This is a genomic window from Marinococcus sp. LNHM5E3-2.1, assembly GCF_056034365.1.
Map to the genome: position 1 here is coordinate 54,078 of NZ_JBQLIB010000003.1, position 18,003 is coordinate 72,080.

At 48.1% G+C, this 18,003-nt stretch carries 18 protein-coding genes; 3 read left to right on the forward strand and 15 right to left on the reverse strand.

Annotated elements, in window-relative coordinates; all coding sequences use genetic code 11:
• Positions 1 to 112: 112 nt before the first annotated feature.
• The 8 genes from ACTRXH_RS05885 to ACTRXH_RS05920 all read right to left on the reverse strand — a co-directional run bounded on the left by ACTRXH_RS05885 (position 113) and on the right by ACTRXH_RS05920 (position 8,514).
• The gene (locus ACTRXH_RS05885; RefSeq protein ID WP_474281186.1) at positions 113 to 853 is read right to left on the reverse strand and encodes an SDR family oxidoreductase; all 741 of its coding nucleotides are present in this window, start codon (positions 851 to 853) and stop codon (positions 113 to 115) included.
• A gap of 170 nt (positions 854 to 1,023) precedes the next feature.
• The gene (locus ACTRXH_RS05890; protein ID WP_474261001.1) at positions 1,024 to 2,010 is read right to left on the reverse strand and encodes a beta-ketoacyl-ACP synthase 3; all 987 of its coding nucleotides are present in this window, start codon (positions 2,008 to 2,010) and stop codon (positions 1,024 to 1,026) included.
• Positions 2,011 to 2,185: 175 nt separating this feature from the next.
• Complete coding sequence (locus ACTRXH_RS05895; RefSeq protein WP_474281188.1) at positions 2,186 to 3,688, reverse strand: phytoene desaturase family protein; 1,503 nt, start codon at positions 3,686 to 3,688, stop codon at positions 2,186 to 2,188.
• An 18-nt stretch (positions 3,689 to 3,706) separates the two neighbouring features.
• The gene (locus ACTRXH_RS05900) at positions 3,707 to 4,267 is read right to left on the reverse strand and encodes a methyltransferase family protein (RefSeq protein WP_474260999.1); all 561 of its coding nucleotides are present in this window, start codon (positions 4,265 to 4,267) and stop codon (positions 3,707 to 3,709) included.
• 107 nt (positions 4,268 to 4,374) lie between these two features.
• Positions 4,375 to 5,682 carry a (Fe-S)-binding protein gene (locus ACTRXH_RS05905; RefSeq protein WP_474281190.1) on the reverse strand — a complete coding sequence of 436 codons (1,308 nt, stop codon included), beginning with the start codon at positions 5,680 to 5,682 and terminating at the stop codon, positions 4,375 to 4,377.
• On the reverse strand, positions 5,675 to 7,078 hold the full coding sequence (locus tag ACTRXH_RS05910; protein WP_474281192.1) for an FAD-binding oxidoreductase: 1,404 nt from the start codon (positions 7,076 to 7,078) through the stop codon (positions 5,675 to 5,677). Before ACTRXH_RS05910 ends, ACTRXH_RS05905 begins: the two co-directional genes overlap by 8 nt.
• A gap of 120 nt (positions 7,079 to 7,198) precedes the next feature.
• Complete coding sequence (locus ACTRXH_RS05915; protein ID WP_474281194.1) at positions 7,199 to 7,588, reverse strand: tautomerase family protein; 390 nt, start codon at positions 7,586 to 7,588, stop codon at positions 7,199 to 7,201.
• A 347-nt stretch (positions 7,589 to 7,935) separates the two neighbouring features.
• Positions 7,936 to 8,514, reverse strand: a complete 579-nt coding sequence (locus tag ACTRXH_RS05920; RefSeq protein WP_474260995.1) for a hypothetical protein — start codon at positions 8,512 to 8,514, stop codon at positions 7,936 to 7,938.
• A 197-nt stretch (positions 8,515 to 8,711) separates the two neighbouring features.
• Here ACTRXH_RS05920 and ACTRXH_RS05925 point away from each other — a divergent pair, with 197 nt between their 5' ends.
• Positions 8,712 to 9,647 (forward strand): aldo/keto reductase, encoded by a 936-nt coding sequence (locus ACTRXH_RS05925; protein ID WP_474281280.1) that lies wholly within the window; start codon positions 8,712 to 8,714, stop codon positions 9,645 to 9,647.
• 43 nt (positions 9,648 to 9,690) lie between these two features.
• Here the strand turns inward: ACTRXH_RS05925 and ACTRXH_RS05930 are convergent, their stop codons facing one another.
• The 4 genes from ACTRXH_RS05930 to ACTRXH_RS05945 form a co-directional block, all read right to left on the reverse strand.
• Positions 9,691 to 9,969 (reverse strand): peptidoglycan-binding domain-containing protein, encoded by a 279-nt coding sequence (locus tag ACTRXH_RS05930; RefSeq protein ID WP_474260994.1) that lies wholly within the window; start codon positions 9,967 to 9,969, stop codon positions 9,691 to 9,693.
• Between the two features lie 188 nt (positions 9,970 to 10,157).
• The gene (locus tag ACTRXH_RS05935; protein ID WP_474260993.1) at positions 10,158 to 11,393 is read right to left on the reverse strand and encodes a C40 family peptidase; all 1,236 of its coding nucleotides are present in this window, start codon (positions 11,391 to 11,393) and stop codon (positions 10,158 to 10,160) included.
• A 317-nt stretch (positions 11,394 to 11,710) separates the two neighbouring features.
• The gene (locus tag ACTRXH_RS05940) at positions 11,711 to 12,778 is read right to left on the reverse strand and encodes a tartrate dehydrogenase (RefSeq protein ID WP_474281196.1); all 1,068 of its coding nucleotides are present in this window, start codon (positions 12,776 to 12,778) and stop codon (positions 11,711 to 11,713) included.
• Positions 12,779 to 12,998: 220 nt separating this feature from the next.
• Positions 12,999 to 14,018, reverse strand: a complete 1,020-nt coding sequence (locus ACTRXH_RS05945) for a hypothetical protein (protein WP_474260991.1) — start codon at positions 14,016 to 14,018, stop codon at positions 12,999 to 13,001.
• A 160-nt stretch (positions 14,019 to 14,178) separates the two neighbouring features.
• Here ACTRXH_RS05945 and ACTRXH_RS05950 point away from each other — a divergent pair, with 160 nt between their 5' ends.
• Positions 14,179 to 15,210 carry an LLM class flavin-dependent oxidoreductase gene (locus tag ACTRXH_RS05950; protein ID WP_474260990.1) on the forward strand — a complete coding sequence of 344 codons (1,032 nt, stop codon included), beginning with the start codon at positions 14,179 to 14,181 and terminating at the stop codon, positions 15,208 to 15,210.
• Positions 15,211 to 15,259: 49 nt separating this feature from the next.
• Here ACTRXH_RS05950 and ACTRXH_RS05955 read toward each other — a convergent pair whose 3' ends face one another.
• Complete coding sequence (locus tag ACTRXH_RS05955; RefSeq protein WP_474260989.1) at positions 15,260 to 15,877, reverse strand: flavin reductase family protein; 618 nt, start codon at positions 15,875 to 15,877, stop codon at positions 15,260 to 15,262.
• Between the two features lie 142 nt (positions 15,878 to 16,019).
• Between ACTRXH_RS05955 and ACTRXH_RS05960 the strand changes: the two genes are divergently transcribed.
• Entirely contained in the window at positions 16,020 to 16,382 is a 363-nt protein-coding gene (locus ACTRXH_RS05960) for a VOC family protein (protein WP_474260988.1), read from the forward strand.
• Positions 16,383 to 16,411: 29 nt separating this feature from the next.
• Here ACTRXH_RS05960 and ACTRXH_RS05965 read toward each other — a convergent pair whose 3' ends face one another.
• Positions 16,412 to 16,948: a GNAT family N-acetyltransferase gene (locus ACTRXH_RS05965; protein ID WP_474278262.1), complete on the reverse strand. Its 537-nt coding sequence runs from the start codon at positions 16,946 to 16,948 to the stop codon at positions 16,412 to 16,414.
• A 14-nt stretch (positions 16,949 to 16,962) separates the two neighbouring features.
• A complete protein-coding gene (locus tag ACTRXH_RS05970) occupies positions 16,963 to 17,973 on the reverse strand; it encodes a S66 family peptidase (protein WP_474281198.1) in 1,011 nt (336 codons plus the stop codon).
• Positions 17,974 to 18,003 lie beyond the last annotated feature (30 nt).

The window sequence follows — 18,003 nt, forward strand, 5'->3', positions numbered from 1 at the left end:
TCCTTCACTCTATGAGTTTCTTTACCCGTAAACGCTTTGTTTCAATGGTGAAATTCTATATGCCGCTATAAATGACAACAGCACCTGTCCGTGTAGACAGGTGCCGTTGTTTTTACATTTGGGCAGTTGGACGTACGACAATTTCATTAACCGATACTTCCGCCGGTTCTTCAATCGCATACCGAATGGTGCGGGCAATGCTTTCTGAAGAGATCGCGTTTTTATACAGCTCATCTACGCGTTCTTTCACCTGATTATCCGATATCGTTTCAGTAAGCTCCGATTCCACAGCCCCAGGTGAAATAATGGTAGAGCGGATGTTGTTTTCCGGCGATTCTTCTTTACGAAGCCCCTCCGAAATAGCGCGCACAGCGTATTTCGTTCCGCTATAGACGGCACCACCCGGAGATACCTGATGGCCAGCTACTGAGGAAACATTAATAATGTGGCCTTCTTTTCTTTCTCTCATGTAGGGCAGCACGGCACCAATACCGTAAAGTACGCCTTTAATATTCACATCGATCATCTGATTCCAGTCTTCAAACTGCCGGTTCCGGAGCATCGAAAGCGGCATCAGCCCCGCATTGTTTACTATAACGTCAATTTGGCCGTACGTTTCATTGGCAAACCGGGCAAGTTCGTCCATCTGCTCCTGGGAGGTGACATCCACTACTTTATAGGCTGCAGTACCGCCGTTCTGTTCGATATCTTTCTGAAGCTGCTGGAGACGTTCCTCGCGGCGGGCAGCCAGCACTACTTTAGCTCCCTTAGCGGCTAATTCCTTAGTCGCTGCTTCACCGATACCGCTTGAAGCACCTGTCAGTATAACTACTTTTCCTTCAACCTCTGCCATGTTATTTCCTCCAATGCTTTTCTGAATTGATCACCTACTCTGTATACCCGCCGCACTATAATCGTAACCTTTACCGTTACCTCTTAACTGCAGACATTATATGCGAGACGATTTCTCTTCATTTGGTCCATCAAAAAAAGCCCCCGTTTCCGGGAGCTTTTTCAGTTCCATTATTCTGCATGCCAGCGGACTAATAAAGCTGATTGTGCCAGACCGCCGCCAAATCCATAGATAAGCACGAGGTCACCTTTCTTCAGTCGGCCGTCCTTCTGTGCTTCCCGGAGAGACAACGGAATCGTAGCAGATGAGGTATTGCCGTAATATTCGAGGCTCGTCAGCGTCTTTTCCACTGGAATACCGGTACGTTCGCAAATCGACTCGATCATTCTCATGTTCGCGCTGTGCGGGGCAAACCAGTCGATGTCCTCAATCGTCACTCCTGCATCACTAAGAAGCTTGTCGATACCTTGAGGCACTGTCTTAACCGCCCATTTGTAAACTTCCCGTCCGTTCTGGACCACATAACCATCCGGATCCACTTCGTGGCCGCCAATCTGGTTGGACAAATCGGTGCAGTACAGGTACTCTCCTTTTTTTCCGTCCGAATCCGTGAGGGCCGCAAGAAAGGAGGGGCTGCTTTCGTCCGCTTCCACAAGAGCGGCACCGGCGCCGTCCCCGAACAAAATACATGTGGCACGGTCCGTGTAGTCTGTAATTTTGGAAAGTGTTTCAGCGCCGATCACCAGCACTTTACGGTGAAGACCGGAGGTAATCATACCATCTGCCACGTGCAGTCCGTAGGAAAAGCCCGCACAAGCAGCGTTTAAATCAAAAGCGCCTGCGCCGGAAATGCCAAGGCCGGCCTGCACGAGAGAGGCAACACTCGGCGTTTTATGGTCCGGCGTCAACGTGCACACAATAATCAAATCCACGTCGTCAATCGTCTTGCCGCTCACCTGCTGCAGCTCTTCCGCTGCTTTCAAACAGATCGTGCTGGTGAATTCGTCCTCTTCCGTGATTCTGCGTTCTTTGATGCCGGTGCGGGACGTAATCCACTCGTCGTTTGTTTCCACCATTTTTTCCAGATCATCATTCGTCAGTCGTTTTTCCGGAACAAAAGATCCTAATGCTGTAATTGAAGCTTTTGATTGTACCATCGGTATGTAACCCCCGTTTTATGTATAATTATCGCCAATTCGCTTTGATTTTCGTTGAATCCCATACTTAATTTATATTATCACAAAACCAAGGCTTATGCCTCCTTTCCTTTGTTCGCATCATGAGCCCATAACAGGAAAAACCCCTCCTTTTTTATAAGGAAGGGTTATCAGGCTATTTTTTCACTTCTGCCTGCTCGTGTTTTTGAATCAGATCTGCTGTCAGCTGTCCGGACAGTGTCACCATTGGTACACCACCGCCGGGATGCGTGGACCCTCCGGCAAAATACAAATTGTCATATATTCTGCTTTTCGCCGGCACTTTGAACCCGCCGTTCACTTTTTGATCAGAGGCTACGCCGTAAATCGAGCCTCCATTAGCGCCGTAGAGTTCTTCAAGGCCTTCCGGAGTGAAACGGTATTCAAACTCGATCGACTCCCGCAGGCCGTCCAGTCCGTTTCGCTCTAATTTATTCAAAATTGTCTCCTGGTACTTATCCCAGTCAAAGGATTTTTTCTGCTTGGCATCCATCGGAGGTACATGCGTCAGGACGAACAGATTGTCTTTTCCTTCCGGCGCCTGGGTCTCATCCGACCGGGCGGAGATACCAATATACACTGTCGGGTCATCAGCTGGAACCTTTTCTTCGAATACCTGCTTGAATTCAAGCTCAGGATCCTCTGAAAAAAAGAAATTGTGATGGTGCAGACCGTCGAATTTTTTATTCACCCCGAGAAGCAGCACGACACCGGAAACAGTAGGAATAAACGTTTTGCTTAGCTTTTTGGATTCTTTTTTTGCCTTCGTTTCCGAAGGAGCAATCGTATTGTAGGCCGGAATTGCTTCAAGGTTCGAAACGACAATATCCGCCTCATACTTGTCTCCATCCTCTGTTTCCACACCAGTCACCCGGTCGTTTTCCACCAGCAGCTGGCTGACCGGGCTGTTCAGATGAATATCAACCCGGAGCTCCTGCATCAGGCGTTCCATACCCTCGGCAATTTTGTACATGCCGCCCTTCACATAATGGATGCCGAGCCCAAGCTGAACATAGACAAGCTGGTTTAAAATAGCTGGCGCTGCGTATGGATTGGATCCGACATACATAATGAAGAAGTTGAACATCTGCTCGAGGTATTTGTTGTCAAACTGTTTATGCGTCGCTTTGGCCACCGTATTCAACGGATCCATCTTCATTAAGTCACCCAGCGTGTGGTGACTTTTCAAATCCTTTAAATCTTCGATGCTGTATTTATAAAAGCTTTTCATGCATAATTCATACATTTCTTCTGTATAGGATAAAAATTCTGTTATTTTACGGCTAGGCTGATCCGTTACTTTCGCTGCCTCTTCAATCATGCCGGGCAGATCGCTCGTAACATTCAGTGATGTTCCGTCCTCGAAAAATGTTTTCCACTGCGGTTCAACCCGTTCTACCTGTATGTAGTCATCAAGGTAGCGGTTCGCGCTGTGGAACAGCTGTTCAAGCACCCATGGCATCGTCAGGATGGACGGGCCGGTGTCAAAGGTGAATCCTTTGCCGCTGCGGCGGTTTAATTTGCCGCCAAGATTTTCATTTTTCTCCAGTAACGTTACCTCATATCCATCCGTCTGCAGCCGGATAGCTGCGGACATGCCTCCAAGGCCTCCGCCAATGACAATTGCTTTTTTCTTCAAATAGCACACCTCCGTGAATTAGTACAAAAATGGAATTAGCCGGTTTCTCTGCCGGCACCATAAACGATACGTATCGCCGTGCGTTTGACGCAGCATTTCTTCTTCAATACGGATTCGGTAAAGAAGTGCCGGCACCATGACTCCTGTACTTATGACTGCTGCTCCGGGGCTATTCATGAATAAGCAAAAGCCAAGTACAATGAAAAATAAAGCGGTATAAAGCGGATGGCACAAACGACGGTACGGACCGCTGCTTACCAGGCGGTCCCCGTTTCTGACAGAAACGTCTCTGCTGAACTGGTCCCGCAAATGAAGAATTCCCCAATACCGAAGGCCAATACCGGCTCCGTAGAGACAAAGCCCGGCAGCCTGCAGCCAAACTGAGGAGAGGCTGAGAAAACCAGTCTCGCCAAATACCACTGCGGTCCCCATCGACAGAATAATAGCCGCAAGTATCCAGCGGAACGAGCGTCGTTCAGTAAGCTCCGGCTCTTTTGAGGGAGCCTTCTGCCTGAATAAAAAAAATTCGGCGATCCAGAAAAAGGTGGCAACCACAAATATTGTATCAATCAGCACCATGGTTTTACCTTCTCCCTTCACGCCTCAGTTTCTTTTTACACTCGTTACCATTTCCCCCTTCTGTGCTGCCGCTAAACCAAAAGGCCCTTCCAGTTGTTCATTTACTTTTACGCCTGCACCGCCTTTTTAGTTACCGGCTTAGCTTTCATCAGCAGATCGACAATATGCAACGTATCAATTTCTTCTTCGAGACCTTCACGCTGTACCCCCAATTTCATCTGGAGCATACAGCCCGGGTTGGTCGTGACAATTCCCTCTGGGCGCTGCCGCTTAACGTCTTCCATTTTCACATCCAGAATATCCATTGCATCTTCGTGCTGCGTAATGTTATAGATGCCTGCCGAACCACAACAGAAGTCAGGCCGGTCGAGCTCTTTAAGCGTTACCCCCGGCACTGAGCGGAGCAGCTGCAGCGGTGGTTCTTTTACCTTCTGCACATTCGTCATATGACAGGAAGGCTGATACGTATAGGTTTCCTCGACCTTTTCGGTAAACTCCAGGCCGTCAAGCTCCACCAGTACTTCTGTAATGTCTCTCACCTTCTCGGAGAAAGCTTTCGCCCGCTGCTCCCACTCCGGGTCGCCGGCGAACAGTTCCCCGTATTTATGGAGCTGGGCTCCGCAGCCCCCGGCGTTGTTTACGATATAATCAACTGGCTTTTCTTCAAAGGCCTGTATATTTTCCCTGGCAAGCGTGACAGCTTCAGGCTCTTTACCTGCATGGGCGTGCAGCGCTCCGCAGCAGGTCTGCGCCTCCGGAAGCTGCACTTCCGCTCCAGAAAGCCGGAGCAGCTCCATCGTTTTTTCATTTTGCTTAAAAAATACGCTGTCCATTACACACCCGGTGAAAAATGCGACCACTGCCTTCGCCGGGCCATCCGGGTGCAGGCGATTTTTCCTTGCATGCCTCTCTTTAGGCGAGGGGGCCGATGGCAGCACCTGCTCAAATTTACCGAGATGAAACGGTGCCGCAGACATTAAATTCAGCCCCCGGGCCGCTTTTTGCAGACCACTCACCTGGTACAGCCATGTTGCATTTCCAAGCTGATCCATCCATGCTCCAGAAGGAAAGAAGGAGTGAAATAAAAAATTTTCGGTCTTTTGCTGTATGAACGTTTTTTCTTCATATTCATCGATCACATGCTTCGCACTTTCAAACAGCTGGCCGTACTGTACATCAGTCGGGCAGACGGTCGTACACGCCATGCATCCCAGGCATTTGTCGATTGGCTGTTTTAAATCCTCCACTGCCGCTTTTCCTTCTGCAACCATTTTGATTAAATTAATACGGCCGCGCGGGGAATGCGTCTCGCGCTCCATTGTTTCGTATGTCGGGCAGACAGGAAGACAGTAGCCGCACTGCACACAGTCAAAGGTCAAATCGTAGCGCAGCATGTCTTTTAGTGTATCAGCCATCACGCAGCACCAGCTTCTGCCCTTTTTCTGCGAATATTTTCCCCGGGTTCATAATGTTGTTTGGATCCCAGGCTTCTTTGATCCGTTTTAGCATTGATACCCCCGCCTCTCCCATTTCCTGTTCCATAAAGGGGGCTTTCATCGTGCCAATACCGTGTTCTCCGGAAAGCGTGCCTCCAAGCTCCAGGGCTGCCCGGAAGATTTCCGCCACCGCTTTTTCAGCGCGTATCATTTCTTCTTCATCACGCTGGTCGCACATAATATCCGGATGCAGGTTGCCGTCCCCGATATGTCCAAACACGACGAGCTCCACCTGATAATCCTCTTTGATTTGCTTCAGCCGTTCCATCATTTCCGGGATCCGGCTTCTTGGCACTGTAGCATCTTCGGAAATTTTTGTCGGTTTGATCGTCGCAATTGCCGGCGACACAAGCTTTCTTGCACTCCACAGCTTCTGTGCTTCTTCGTCGCTTTCGGCTGTAATGATTGGATCTGCTTTTAACTCCTCGAGAATGTGCTTCACCTGTTTGGCTTCTAATTTAATTGTCTCAGGATGGCCGTCGAGTTCGATCAAAAGCAGTGCTTCCGAGGCAGTGGGCAGGCCTGACGGGCGGTACCGCTCAACGGCTTCAATACAGGCCCGGTCCATAAATTCCATTTTTGCCGGAAGCACTCCTGAGGTGAGCGTTTTGGAGATAGCCTTCCCGGCTGTTGCCATGTCTGTAAAGGCGGCCATCATCGTTTGTACGGCCGGAGGCTTTGGCACCAGCTTGAGCGTCGCTTTTGTAATTACTCCAAGCGTCCCTTCGGAGCCGACGAGCAGCTTGGTTAAATCGTAACCGGTTACATTTTTAATAGTACGACCGCCTGTGTGCATCACCTCGCCCTCCGGGGTAACGATTTCAAGACCAATTACAAAATCCTTGGTTACTCCATACTTCAGCCCTCTCGGACCCCCGGAATTCTCAGCCAGATTCCCACCAATTGTTGATACGTGGGCACTGCTTGGATCAGGCGGGTACATTAAACCGTAATTTTCGGCGGCCGTATGAATATCAGCCGTCAGCACACTCGGGGTGACGACCGCAATCAAGTCATCAGCGAAAACGTCAATTTCCCGGGGCCATTGCGCCATATCCAGCAGGATTCCCCCCTTAACCGGCAGCGGACCTCCGCTCAGACAGGTGCCCTGCCCCCTGGGCGTTACAGCCAGTCCGAACCGGTTGGCAATTTTCATGATCGTCTGTACTTCTTCGGTCGTTTTAGGCTGTACAACCACTTCCGGCAGATGCTCGCCAAAAGAGGCATCAAAGCTGTAGCTATAACGGTCGGCAAGCTCTGTAAATACCCGTTTATCACTTAAAAGAGCACGCAGCTGTTCTTCCCATTCATGCAATACAAGCAGCTCCTTTCTCCCTTCTCTTTAACAACTTATCATTATCGTACTCCCCCGCCCGGGTGAATGCAATATTCTGACAAAAGAAGGCCGGGACTGCCCGCAAGCAGTCTCCAGCCTTCACAGTTTCCCATTCAAGAACTGAGCTTCTCCCAGTCCGAAGCTCCAGTCCGCTTCTGTGTTATCAGTGATTGACACCATCACGTCCTCCGGATCTATAGAACAGCGGTCCTGCAGGTTATTGGCAATTTCTTTATACAGCTGTTTTTTCTGCTCTGCTGTACGTGTTTTACTGATCACCTGAATAACTACAATATTATTTGTCCGTTCAAAGCCGAGCCCGGTATCTTCAATATACATTTCATACGGCTTATGCTGATTAATTATCTGATAGCGGTCTCGTTCCGGAACTTCAAAGCTTTCTACGACTGCATCATGTATGGCGTCTGCGACCAATTTTAATTCTTCTTCCGTGCGTCCCTCGATAACATCCATTCGTATTAACGGCATCGTAACCCTCCTTCAGGAAATTTCATTTTATTTTGACTTCAGAAGCTTTGCCTGCGCTGCCAAAAATATTCCTATGCTTTAAAACGTTCGCTTTGGCTCCCTTCATCTCGCCCTAATGCAGGTCAAATAGTTTTGATAGACTCTCTTCGAGGTGCACGTATCGTTTACCTGCACCGTTATCTTATTGAATGTCGATGCTCACTTTTTCGTTTGTGCAGCTGATACCGCTTTCACAAAATTATAAAAATATAGTTAAGCGCTTAACTAATTATAAACACATTCAACTGGCTATTCAATACTTCCCTGCATATAAAAAGACTCCGAAGGGGATCTTCGGAGTCCAGGCATTATTCTCTTGCCGATTTGTTAATATCTTCATCCATGTTTCCGGTAGATCCGATCGTTGGAAGATCGCTGTCGCTGTACTTGGAAGCATCGGTAGCGCTCTGATACTCTTTTGTTTTAGTATCATTATTATCGTCAGAACCTGCAACTTCGTCTTTAGCTTCTTTTACCTGGCTGCCGGCTTCTTTTAATTCTTCCCCGGCATCCTTTGCCGTGTCGCCTACGCCTTTCAACTCTTCGCCAGCTTCTTTCGCTGTCGATACTACTTCTTCTGAGTCATCCTTCACTTTTTGCACCTGGGCGATCAGATCTTTGCCGTAATTATTATATACCTCCTGAAGCTGGGTACCAATTGTTTTTGCCAGCTCTGTAGCGTTCTGGATACGTTCCATGAAGTCATCCTTATTCACTGCATCACTGTTTTTGGCATTTTCCTTGTACTGACTGGCCGTTTCTTTTGCCTCTGAAGACTTTTCCTTCACCGTGTCACGGGCTGAACGATTTAGAAATACTGCCCCGATCCCTGCAATGATTACAGAAGCTATAATAATTGGTAATTTACTGTTTTGCTGCTCTGGCATATGTTTCTCCCCTTTATTCTCAGTATCCTTCGTTAATAGAACCTATCTATTCCTTACCTTTATCTTTTCTTTAGTAAACGTGAATTTCTGCGGAAATGTACACTTATTCATACGCCCTGAGAAATGTTTAGCTTTTGGTTACAGGTGAAATATGAAAGAGTGTGCTGAAATTACAAAGGAGTGACGTTTAAATGGCAATGAATCGTGTAACACTTGGAAAATCTGAAGTCACTGTAAACCCTCTTGGCCTTGGAACCAACGCAGTAGGTGGACATAATATTTATCCTGACATGCTCGATGAGGAGCAGGGAAAAGCGTTAACCGCGACTGCCATCGATAACGGCGTGGATCTCCTGGATACAGCTTTTATTTACGGACCGCGCCGTTCAGAAGAACTTGTCGGTGAAGTAGTAAAAGAAAAAAACGCCCGTGAAAAAGTAGTTATCGCGACAAAAGCAGCCCATAAATTTCTCGATAATGGGGACACTGTGATGGACAACTCTCCGGAATTTTTAAAACAATCCGTAGATGACGCACTCCGCCGCCTTCAAACGGATTATATTGATTTATTTTATATTCATTTTCCGGATGAAGATACACCGAAAGATGAAGCCGTCGGTGCTCTGCAGGAAATGAAGGAAGCCGGAAAAATCCGTTCCATCGGCGTATCAAATTTCACTCTGGACCAGCTGAAGGAAGCAAATAAGAATGGGTATGTGGACGTAGTACAGTCCGAATATAACCTATTGAACCGTGAAGTGGAAAAAGACATTCTTCCATACACTGCAGAAAACAACATCACCTTCGTTCCTTATTTTCCACTTGAATCCGGGCTGTTAGCCGGAAAATATGATGAAAATACGACATTTAACGATATCCGTGCCCAAAAGCCTAATTTCCAGGGAGAAACATTCAAAGAAAATCTCCGTAAAGTCAATGAAGTGAAAAAAATCGCTGATCAAAAAGGCGAAGAAACAGCCCACGTCGTTCTCGCCTGGTATCTGCATCAGCCTTCGGTTGACGTTTTGATTCCAGGAGCCAAAACCTCTGATCAAGTAGTCAATAACCTGAAAACCTCCGATGTGGAACTGACGAAAGAAGAAGTAGAACACATCAGCAGTATTTTTTCCTAAAAAAAGAAGCTGGAGCCAAAATGGCCCCAGCTTCTTTTTTTCATCAGGAAAGCTTTTCGAGAGTCGCCTCTCCGGCCACCCCGTCTGCAGTTAGTTCTTCATACTTCTGGAAAGCTTTCACCGACGAGGTGGTGACTGAACCGTAAACCCCGTCTGTTTTCCCGCTGTGAAACCCTTCCTGCTGGAGAGCCTCCTGAAGCTCCTCCACCTCTTCTCCCCGGTCTCCTGGATGCAGCGTTTCACTCCCCAGAGAGGCATCGGCCTGTGCAGGTACAAATAATAATAAAGCAGCGAGCATGAACGCTGATATTCCTCTTTTCATTACAATCCCACGCTTTCTATCGTCTGATCCTATTTTATTGTAAGCACGGGGCCCGGACAGAACAATGGCTATTACAGAGTTGTAAACAATACGTAACCCTCTGTTCATACGTGTAATTTTATAAACTTTCCCTGCCGGACTGACTTAGAGCACACCGTTTCTGCTGAACGGTGTGCTCTAAGTATAATTTAGAAGCTCCCGGCCCCGATGTAGCGCGGAGCCCAGTATGAATTACTCATGCTGCTGATGGTGACGCCTGTCGAGGATCCTGCGTGAATGAATTGATTATTTCCAATATATATTCCATTGTGCGAGGCTCCCGCTTTGTAGGTAGTGAAAAATACCATGTCGCCTACCTGCGGGCTTGACACTTTTTTACTCGCAGCATACTGCTGGGCCACCGTACGTGGAAGGCTCGTTCCATTTTGCCTGTATACATACTGGGTGAATCCGCTGCAATCGAACCCCCTTGTCGTCGTACCTCCCCATACATAAGGCACACCTATAAACTGTTTCGCTGCATTTATCAGTCCCGATACACTGCCTGAAGAGCCTGAGCTTACTTTTTCCGGAGAGGAGCTCGTGCCGCTTTTCACCGAAGAATCGCTTAATGCTTTCCATGTATTAGAACCAACGATGCCATCAGCGCTCAAACCAGCTGCCCGCTGCAGGGCCTTTACTGCCCCTGCTGTCTGCGGACCAAACTGGCCGTCCGCTGTGCCCGAAAGAAATCCTTTGCTTTTAAGCGTCTGCTGCATACTTTTTACATTGCTTCCCGTATCTCCCTGACGGAGCGTTTTAGATGAGGTGCCGGAAGAAGATGTATCCGGTTTGGCAGCACTTGAATTATTATTTTTATCCGAGGCTTTAAAGCTGCTTAACGCTTTGAACGTATTCGGGCCGGCTACACCGTCAACGCCGATCCCGGCTGCCTTTTGAAACGCAATGACTGAAGACTTCGTGGCCGGGCCGAACTCTCCGTCGAGCGATCCAGCATGAAAGCCTTTACTTTTCAATTTTGTCTGGAGATCCCGGACATCGCTTCCTGAAGCACCTGCCTTTAATACACTTGAAGATGAACTGGAGGAACTGCCAGTATCTTTCGAGCTTTTTTCGGGCGAAGCTTGGTTTTTGTTTAAGCTCATTTTGGAAAATGTATTCGATCCGGCTATACCATCAGAGGTGATACCCGCTGAACGCTGAAAGGCCTGCACGGATCCTGCGGTCGCCGGTCCGTATATCCCATCCACCGAACCGTTATGATAGCCATTTCCCTTTAACCAGTCCTGCAGTTCTTTAACTTCCGAACCCTTCGAGCCCTGACGTAGTGTTTGATCACCTAACGCAGCATCTGCTGCAGTCGGAGCTGCAAAAACTACTGTTGCCGCAGCAACAATCGCTGCTGGATATGCATATTTTTTCATACATTTTCGCTATAAACTTTTGTACCGCTGCTCTGAATAAGCGCAATGCGAAAAGCCCGAGCGAATCCACCCCCCATTTGATCATGTGCTGCGATGCCTGACTCTACTGTTGTGTATAAAGTAGTATATAAGTGCCAGGGGGCATAGACAATATACTCAATACATTTGTATTGAAACTGTAACATTGGGATAAATAATCATAATATGGAAATTTAAAGTGTCTTTAGTATCAAAATTAGTTAACTATCAAGGAATTTCATGATTAGCATGCTGCGAAGGCACATTTGAATTATTATTAAGTGCCTATTAGTTAATTCCTATTTTTCTTTTTCTGATGTTAAATATTCTTCCACTGCTTTTACTACCTCTTCCGTAGAAGCCCTGCCTCCAAGATCTTTCGTAACCGTTCCTTCTTTGATGACATATTCCATAGCGTTCATTAATGTTTGCGCTGCCTTGTTTTCTCCGAGATGCTCAAGCATCATTTGAGCTGTCCACAGCTGGCCGATTGGATTTGCCAGTCCCTGCCCTTCAATATCCGGGGCGGATCCATGCACCGGCTCAAACATAGATGGATATTTTCCATTTATATTAATATTGGCGGCCGGCGCAATACCAATGCTCCCCATCAAAGCGGCGCCAATGTCTGTCAAAATATCTCCGAATAAGTTGCTTCCGACAATAACATCCATTGTCTCCGGCTTGGTAACAAAGGCTGCTGCCAGAGCGTCAATGTGCTCTGCCCTGGTCTTTATTTCAGGATGGCTTTCCTTCACCTCGTTAAACACTTCATCCCAAAATGGCATCGAAAACACAATCCCATTGGATTTCGTTGCAGAAGTTACATGCCCGCTGCGGTCTTTTGCCAGCTGAAAGGCATATTTCATGGCTGCCTTTACTGCTTTTTTGGAAAATACGTTGTTTTGAATCGCAATTTCGTCTTCCCCTCTGTACATTCGTCCTCCGACTTCGCTGTACTCACCCTCGCTGTTCTCTCTGACCACCATTAGATTGAACTGGTTCGGATTCGCAAGCGGAGAAGCAAGCCCTTCAAACTGGCGGGACGGCCGGACATTGATCTGCTGCTCGAAGCCGCGGCGAATATTAATTAAAAGCCCCCACAGAGAAATATGATCCGGAACGAGATCCGGATGACCGACCGCTCCTAAAAACACGGCGTCAAAAACTTCAAGCTGCTCCAGCCCATCCTCTGGCATCATTCTTCCATGCTCAATATAGTAATCGCAGCTCCATGGAAATTCTGTGACACGAAGCTCAAAGTCTCCCTGCACTCTCTCAAGCGTTTTTAACACTCTCCATGCAGCCGGTACAACTTCTTTGCCTATTCCATCTCCTGCAATTGACGCAATCGTATATGTATTCATTTCTTCATCTCCTTTTTAGTGTATGCACTTTCATTTTTCCATTTCTTTATACGTTTGTCATCTTTTCTTTCTATGTCTACTTATGCTTTTAGTAGCAAATGCCTTTTTTGATTAAAAACAAACTTCTAATTTAGAAATTATTTCTAAATTCAGAAACGACATTCCTCCTATTACTTACATAGGACTTTTCAGCCATTCAAACGTAAAAAAGAGCCTTTTATCAGGCTCTTTCACGTACAAGATGAATAACATCTTTCCATGCTGCAGCGGCTGCTCCTGTTGGAGAGGACGCGCCTCCGGAAACGAGGAGCCTTCCCATCGTATCTGTGGAAAAAAGCACTGCTTTCTCGGCACCGTCAACGTTGAAAAAAGGATGCTCCACTGGAAGCAGCCTGGGTTCGATGGAAACCGTGGCTCCATCCGCTGTCTTTTGCGCTTTCCCAACTAGTTTCCACTTTGATTTCCCCTGCTCCGCCTGCTTCCATTCAGCCTCGGAGAGCTGGTCCAGACCACGCACCGCAATACTTTTCCAGGTTACTTCCTTCGCAAGGCAGGCTTTGGTCAGAAAATACATCTTCAGCGCCGTATCTTTTCCCCCGATGTCCTCAGAGGGGTCTGCCTCGGCTTTACCTTCCTTTTTTGCTGTTTCCCACGCCTCCTGCAGCGTAATATTTTCAGCCGCGATCCTTGTCGCAATCATATTGCTGGTTCCGTTCAGCAGTCCTTCGATTGTATGTATTTCCGCTCCGGCTAAGCTGTACAGAGCTGTGTCCACAGTCGGGAGAGCAGCAGCTGCCGCTCCGCTGTATTTTATTGATCTTCCGGACGCTTCAGCAAGCTCGTGCAGATCGTCCCAGGCATAGGCAAGCGCTCCTTTACTGACGCAGACCACGTCCACCCCATGCTTTAACGATGACTGTATGAGCGGCAGGCCCGATCCTCCGGTTAATATATCTGTTTCTGCTGCATCAATGAATATATCAGCCTGGCTGTCCGCCCACAGCTGGTCTACATTTCTTGGCGGCAGCGAGCCGTCATCCACACGGCCGGTTTCCTCTTTTACTTCCAGCAGTTGTTTTAGATCCAGTCCGCCGCTATGCACTACAGCCCCGCTTCGGTCGAGCACAGCAGTAATTTTTATATGTACCCCGTACATGCGCTCCCATTCTTTTTCTTTATTCATCAATACACGGACCGCTGCTTGTCCAACAGCCCCAAACCCGGATAAAACAATATTCATGCATTTTCGCCCTCCCCCTGGCTTTAAAGCCCAGATGACTTTATTATACTAGAGAATTTTTCAGTAATGAGCACCTTTTTTGAATAACAATACGCAGGAGGCGTATAATTTTCTATGACCCAATTACCAGCAGGACGTGTCATATAAAGGAGAGATTTTCATGCCAGCATTTAAAGATATGCCTCTTTCAGTATTAAATTTATCCCCGGTAAACGAAGGGGAAACAGCGGGAGATTCATTTGCAAAAAGCCTCGAACTGACTCAGCATGCCGAAAAACTCGGCTACAACCGCTTATGGGTCGCTGAGCACCATAACATGGAAGGGATCGCGAGCTCGGCTACTTCTGTACTACTCAGCTACCTGGCCGGAGGAACGTCAAGCATCCGTCTTGGCTCGGGAGGTATTATGCTTCCGAACCACGCCCCGCTCGCGATTGCTGAACAGTTCGGCACACTCGAAAGCCTGTATCCGGGACGCATTGATTTAGGTCTCGGACGGGCGCCGGGGACAGATCAAACGACAGCTGCAGCCCTCCGCCGTCATGTAAACAGCGGAGAAGACTTTCCAGCCCGTCTTGAAGAGCTGCAGAGGTATTTCCAGGATCCAGCTAATATGGCCATCCCTCCGCAGGTAAAAGCCGTGCCGGGCGCAGGCCTGGATATTCCAATCTGGCTGCTTGGCTCCAGCGGATTCAGTGCCCAGCTTGCCGGACAGTTGGGGCTTCCGTATGCATTCGCCGGCCACTTTGCAGCCGAGAATATGAAAGCAGCCCTGCAGCTGTATTTGGATTCTTTCCAGCCGTCTGAGGTACTGGATGAACCCTATGCCATGACCGGGATCAATGTGATCGCCGGGGAAACAGATGAGGAAGCCGACTACCTTGGTACTACAATGAAACAGCAGTTTCTCAGCTTAATACGCAATCGTCCGGGGAAAATACAGCCACCGGTAGAAGATATGGACGCACTCTGGACGTCCCAGGAAAAAGCGATGATGGCACGCTGGGACGCCGGCACGATCCAGGGCGGACCAGAATCCGTACGCCAGCAGCTCGAAGATTTTTCTTCGAGCGTTCCGGTTCATGAAATTATGATCAGCGGCAGTGTGTACGATCAGACGAAACGCCTTCGTTCCTATGAGCTCATTAAAGAGGTACAAAAACAATCAACCGCCACTACAGCTTCGATTTAATAAAAAAGGCCGCGCCTGTTCGCTTTACGGCAACAGGCGCGGCCTTTTTTTATTTCGGGCGTTCAAGCGTAAACAATTCCCCAAGCTTGGAATAATCATTTCCTGCCAGACGTGCGACCGGCTTCAGCTTATCGGGAAGAATATAATTGTGTTCACTGTCATATACGCCCTCGGAAACATGGATACATATAATTTCTGCAAATATGACATCCTGAGTAATTTTTCCTTCAGCATTTTGAAGCGGTACGTGCTTATGCAGCCGGCATTCAAAGCGGATATTTGCTTCTTCGATACCCGGTACTTCCACCATTCTGCTCGGCACCGTATGTAGAACAGTGTGCTCGAGTTCATTTTCCTCCGGCGGGAGCGTGGCTGCTGTAATGTTTAAATCCTCTACAATACCTTCATCGCTTATGTGTACCACCAATTCCCCGCGATCTAAAATATTTTTTGCACTGTCCTTTGGTTTCCCTTCTTTTCTCGTAATAGATATCATTAATACCGGCGGGTCCGGACTTACCGCATTAAAAAAGCTGAACGGTGCTGCGTTTAATGTTTCGTCTTCTGCCATTGTGGTGACAAAGGCTATCGGGCGGGGGATGACCGAACCGGTCAATAGCTTATACACTTCTTTTACCGGCAGATCATCTGGATGCAGTTCATGCATAGTATACAGTCTCCTTTTTTCGAATATTTTATACGTATTCCCCGCCAGAGTCCATTTCAAAAGAACTGCCGGAAATAATTTCCCTTGGAATTTTGCATGCAGTTGGTATAATAAAACAGTGCGTCTAAAGGAGAGTATAAACATGATAGGAAAAATTGCCTCTACGGCTGTATATGTAGAAGATCAGCAGCGGGCAAAAGAATTTTGGACAGAAAAAATAGGATTTGAGGTCCGGCGCGAAGACCCGCTTGGGCCAAACGCGTACCGGCTCGAGGTAGCAGCCCCTGGAGCGGAAACAGCACTGGCTATCTACCCTAAATCCTACGTTATGAACTGGCAGGAGCTGAAGCCATCAATTGTTTTTGAATGCGACAACGTGCACGCCTCCTACCAGTGGATGAAAGCCCAAAATATTGTTTTTGATGAAGAACCAACAGAGATAAATGGAATTACTTATGCAAGCTTTCGCGATGAAGACGATAATGTGTTTCTGTTAAAAAGCTGACAAGCGCTGCCGATACGGCAGTGCTTGTTTTATGCTTCCTTCCAGTCATCAGCAGTCATACCGTACACATCGACATCCTCGTAGCGGCTCCATTTCCAGACGTCCTGGCGCAGCGTGCCTTCATAACGCATGCCGATTCGCTTTAACACTCCGGCCGAAGCCTGATTTTTACTCATAACAGGAGCTGTCAGCCGGTTCGTTTTTAATGTGTGGAAGCTGAAGTCGCGTACCAGCGCCGCTGCTTCACTCATATAACCGTTCCCCCAGTAATCCGCCCCGAGCCAGTACCCAAGCTCGCCGCGGCGGTATTCAGGCTGCACGCGCACCGTAATGTTTCCCATTAATTCATCTTCATCTTTTTTAGTAACAGCAAACGGGAAACGGGAGCCTTCTTCCATCCAGGCTGGATGATGTCCGATCCACCACCGTGCATCTTCCTCTGTATACGGGTAGGGGAGCTCCAGGGTCGTTTTTGCAATACGGTAGTTGTTGGCAAGCTCTGCTAATACATCTATATCTTTTTCCGAAAAAGGCCTTAAAAGCAGCCGGCTGCTTTCTAGCTGCACGATGGTCCCTCCCTCTATGATTTTCTCATGGTCATCTCAGCCTGGCCCCGGTCAAAACGAAGGTTTGCAAATGCCCCGTTAATAAACGTCCACTGCGGGGGCATGTGGCCAATATCAGCGTCATACCAGACAGGAAGGCGGCCGCCGAACAGCTCCTTCAGGCTGTCCTCCATGGTAAAACCTTCTGTATCATTGTATCCTTCGGCCCGGCCTATAAGTAAGCCGGCAGCGTTATCCAGCCACCCGGCCTGCTGCAGCTGCCACAGGGAGCGGTGCATTTCTGCTGCGTCCATGCCTGTAGATTCCAGGTACCAAATGACTTTTTCTGAACGCCACTCCTGTATCCGGTCCAGAGGAGTGCCGACAAGACGCGGAAGCGTATTCAGGCAACCGCCGAGTAGACGACCACTCAATTCATCCGTATTCGCCCCTTCAAGATGCTTCCAGGACGTCTTTTTATCGAGCACAAATCCTGAGCCGGGCTGCTCAAATGCCTTCTCCCAGGACGACTGATAATACGAGCTTGAGTGCTGATAAATGGCTTCGCCCAGCGGAGCTTTTAAAGCCCGTTCCCATTTTTTTGTCACGTCGTCCCAGATAGGCGCAGCCAGATCAAACAGATTCGTGCCATGAGCCGAAGCCGTTCCGGTCATCATCGTGTAGGCAAAGGCAAGTGTACTCGTATCAGAGTATCCGAGAATCCAGGTGGGCGGCAGTTCACGAAGCCATTCCCATTCCAGCAGGGGCAGAATATCTACAATTCTTTCCCCTCCCCACGGAGGCATAACTACTTGTACCTCCGGGTCTGCCAGTGCCATCATCAACTCCTCAGCTCTTTGAAAACGATCTGTACTTGCTGCCTTTTGCTGCGTCCAGGCCGTTTCTCCCACCCGTACGTTAAACCCTCTCGTACGGACTTTTTCTACTGCCTGCTGAAGCACCCCGTGTAAAGACACAGGTACTCCGCTCGACGGAGCTGTTACATAAATTGTATCTCCCTTTTTTAGAGCTTCAGGGTACTTCATACTCCACCTGCTTTCTTTACCTGATTTTTT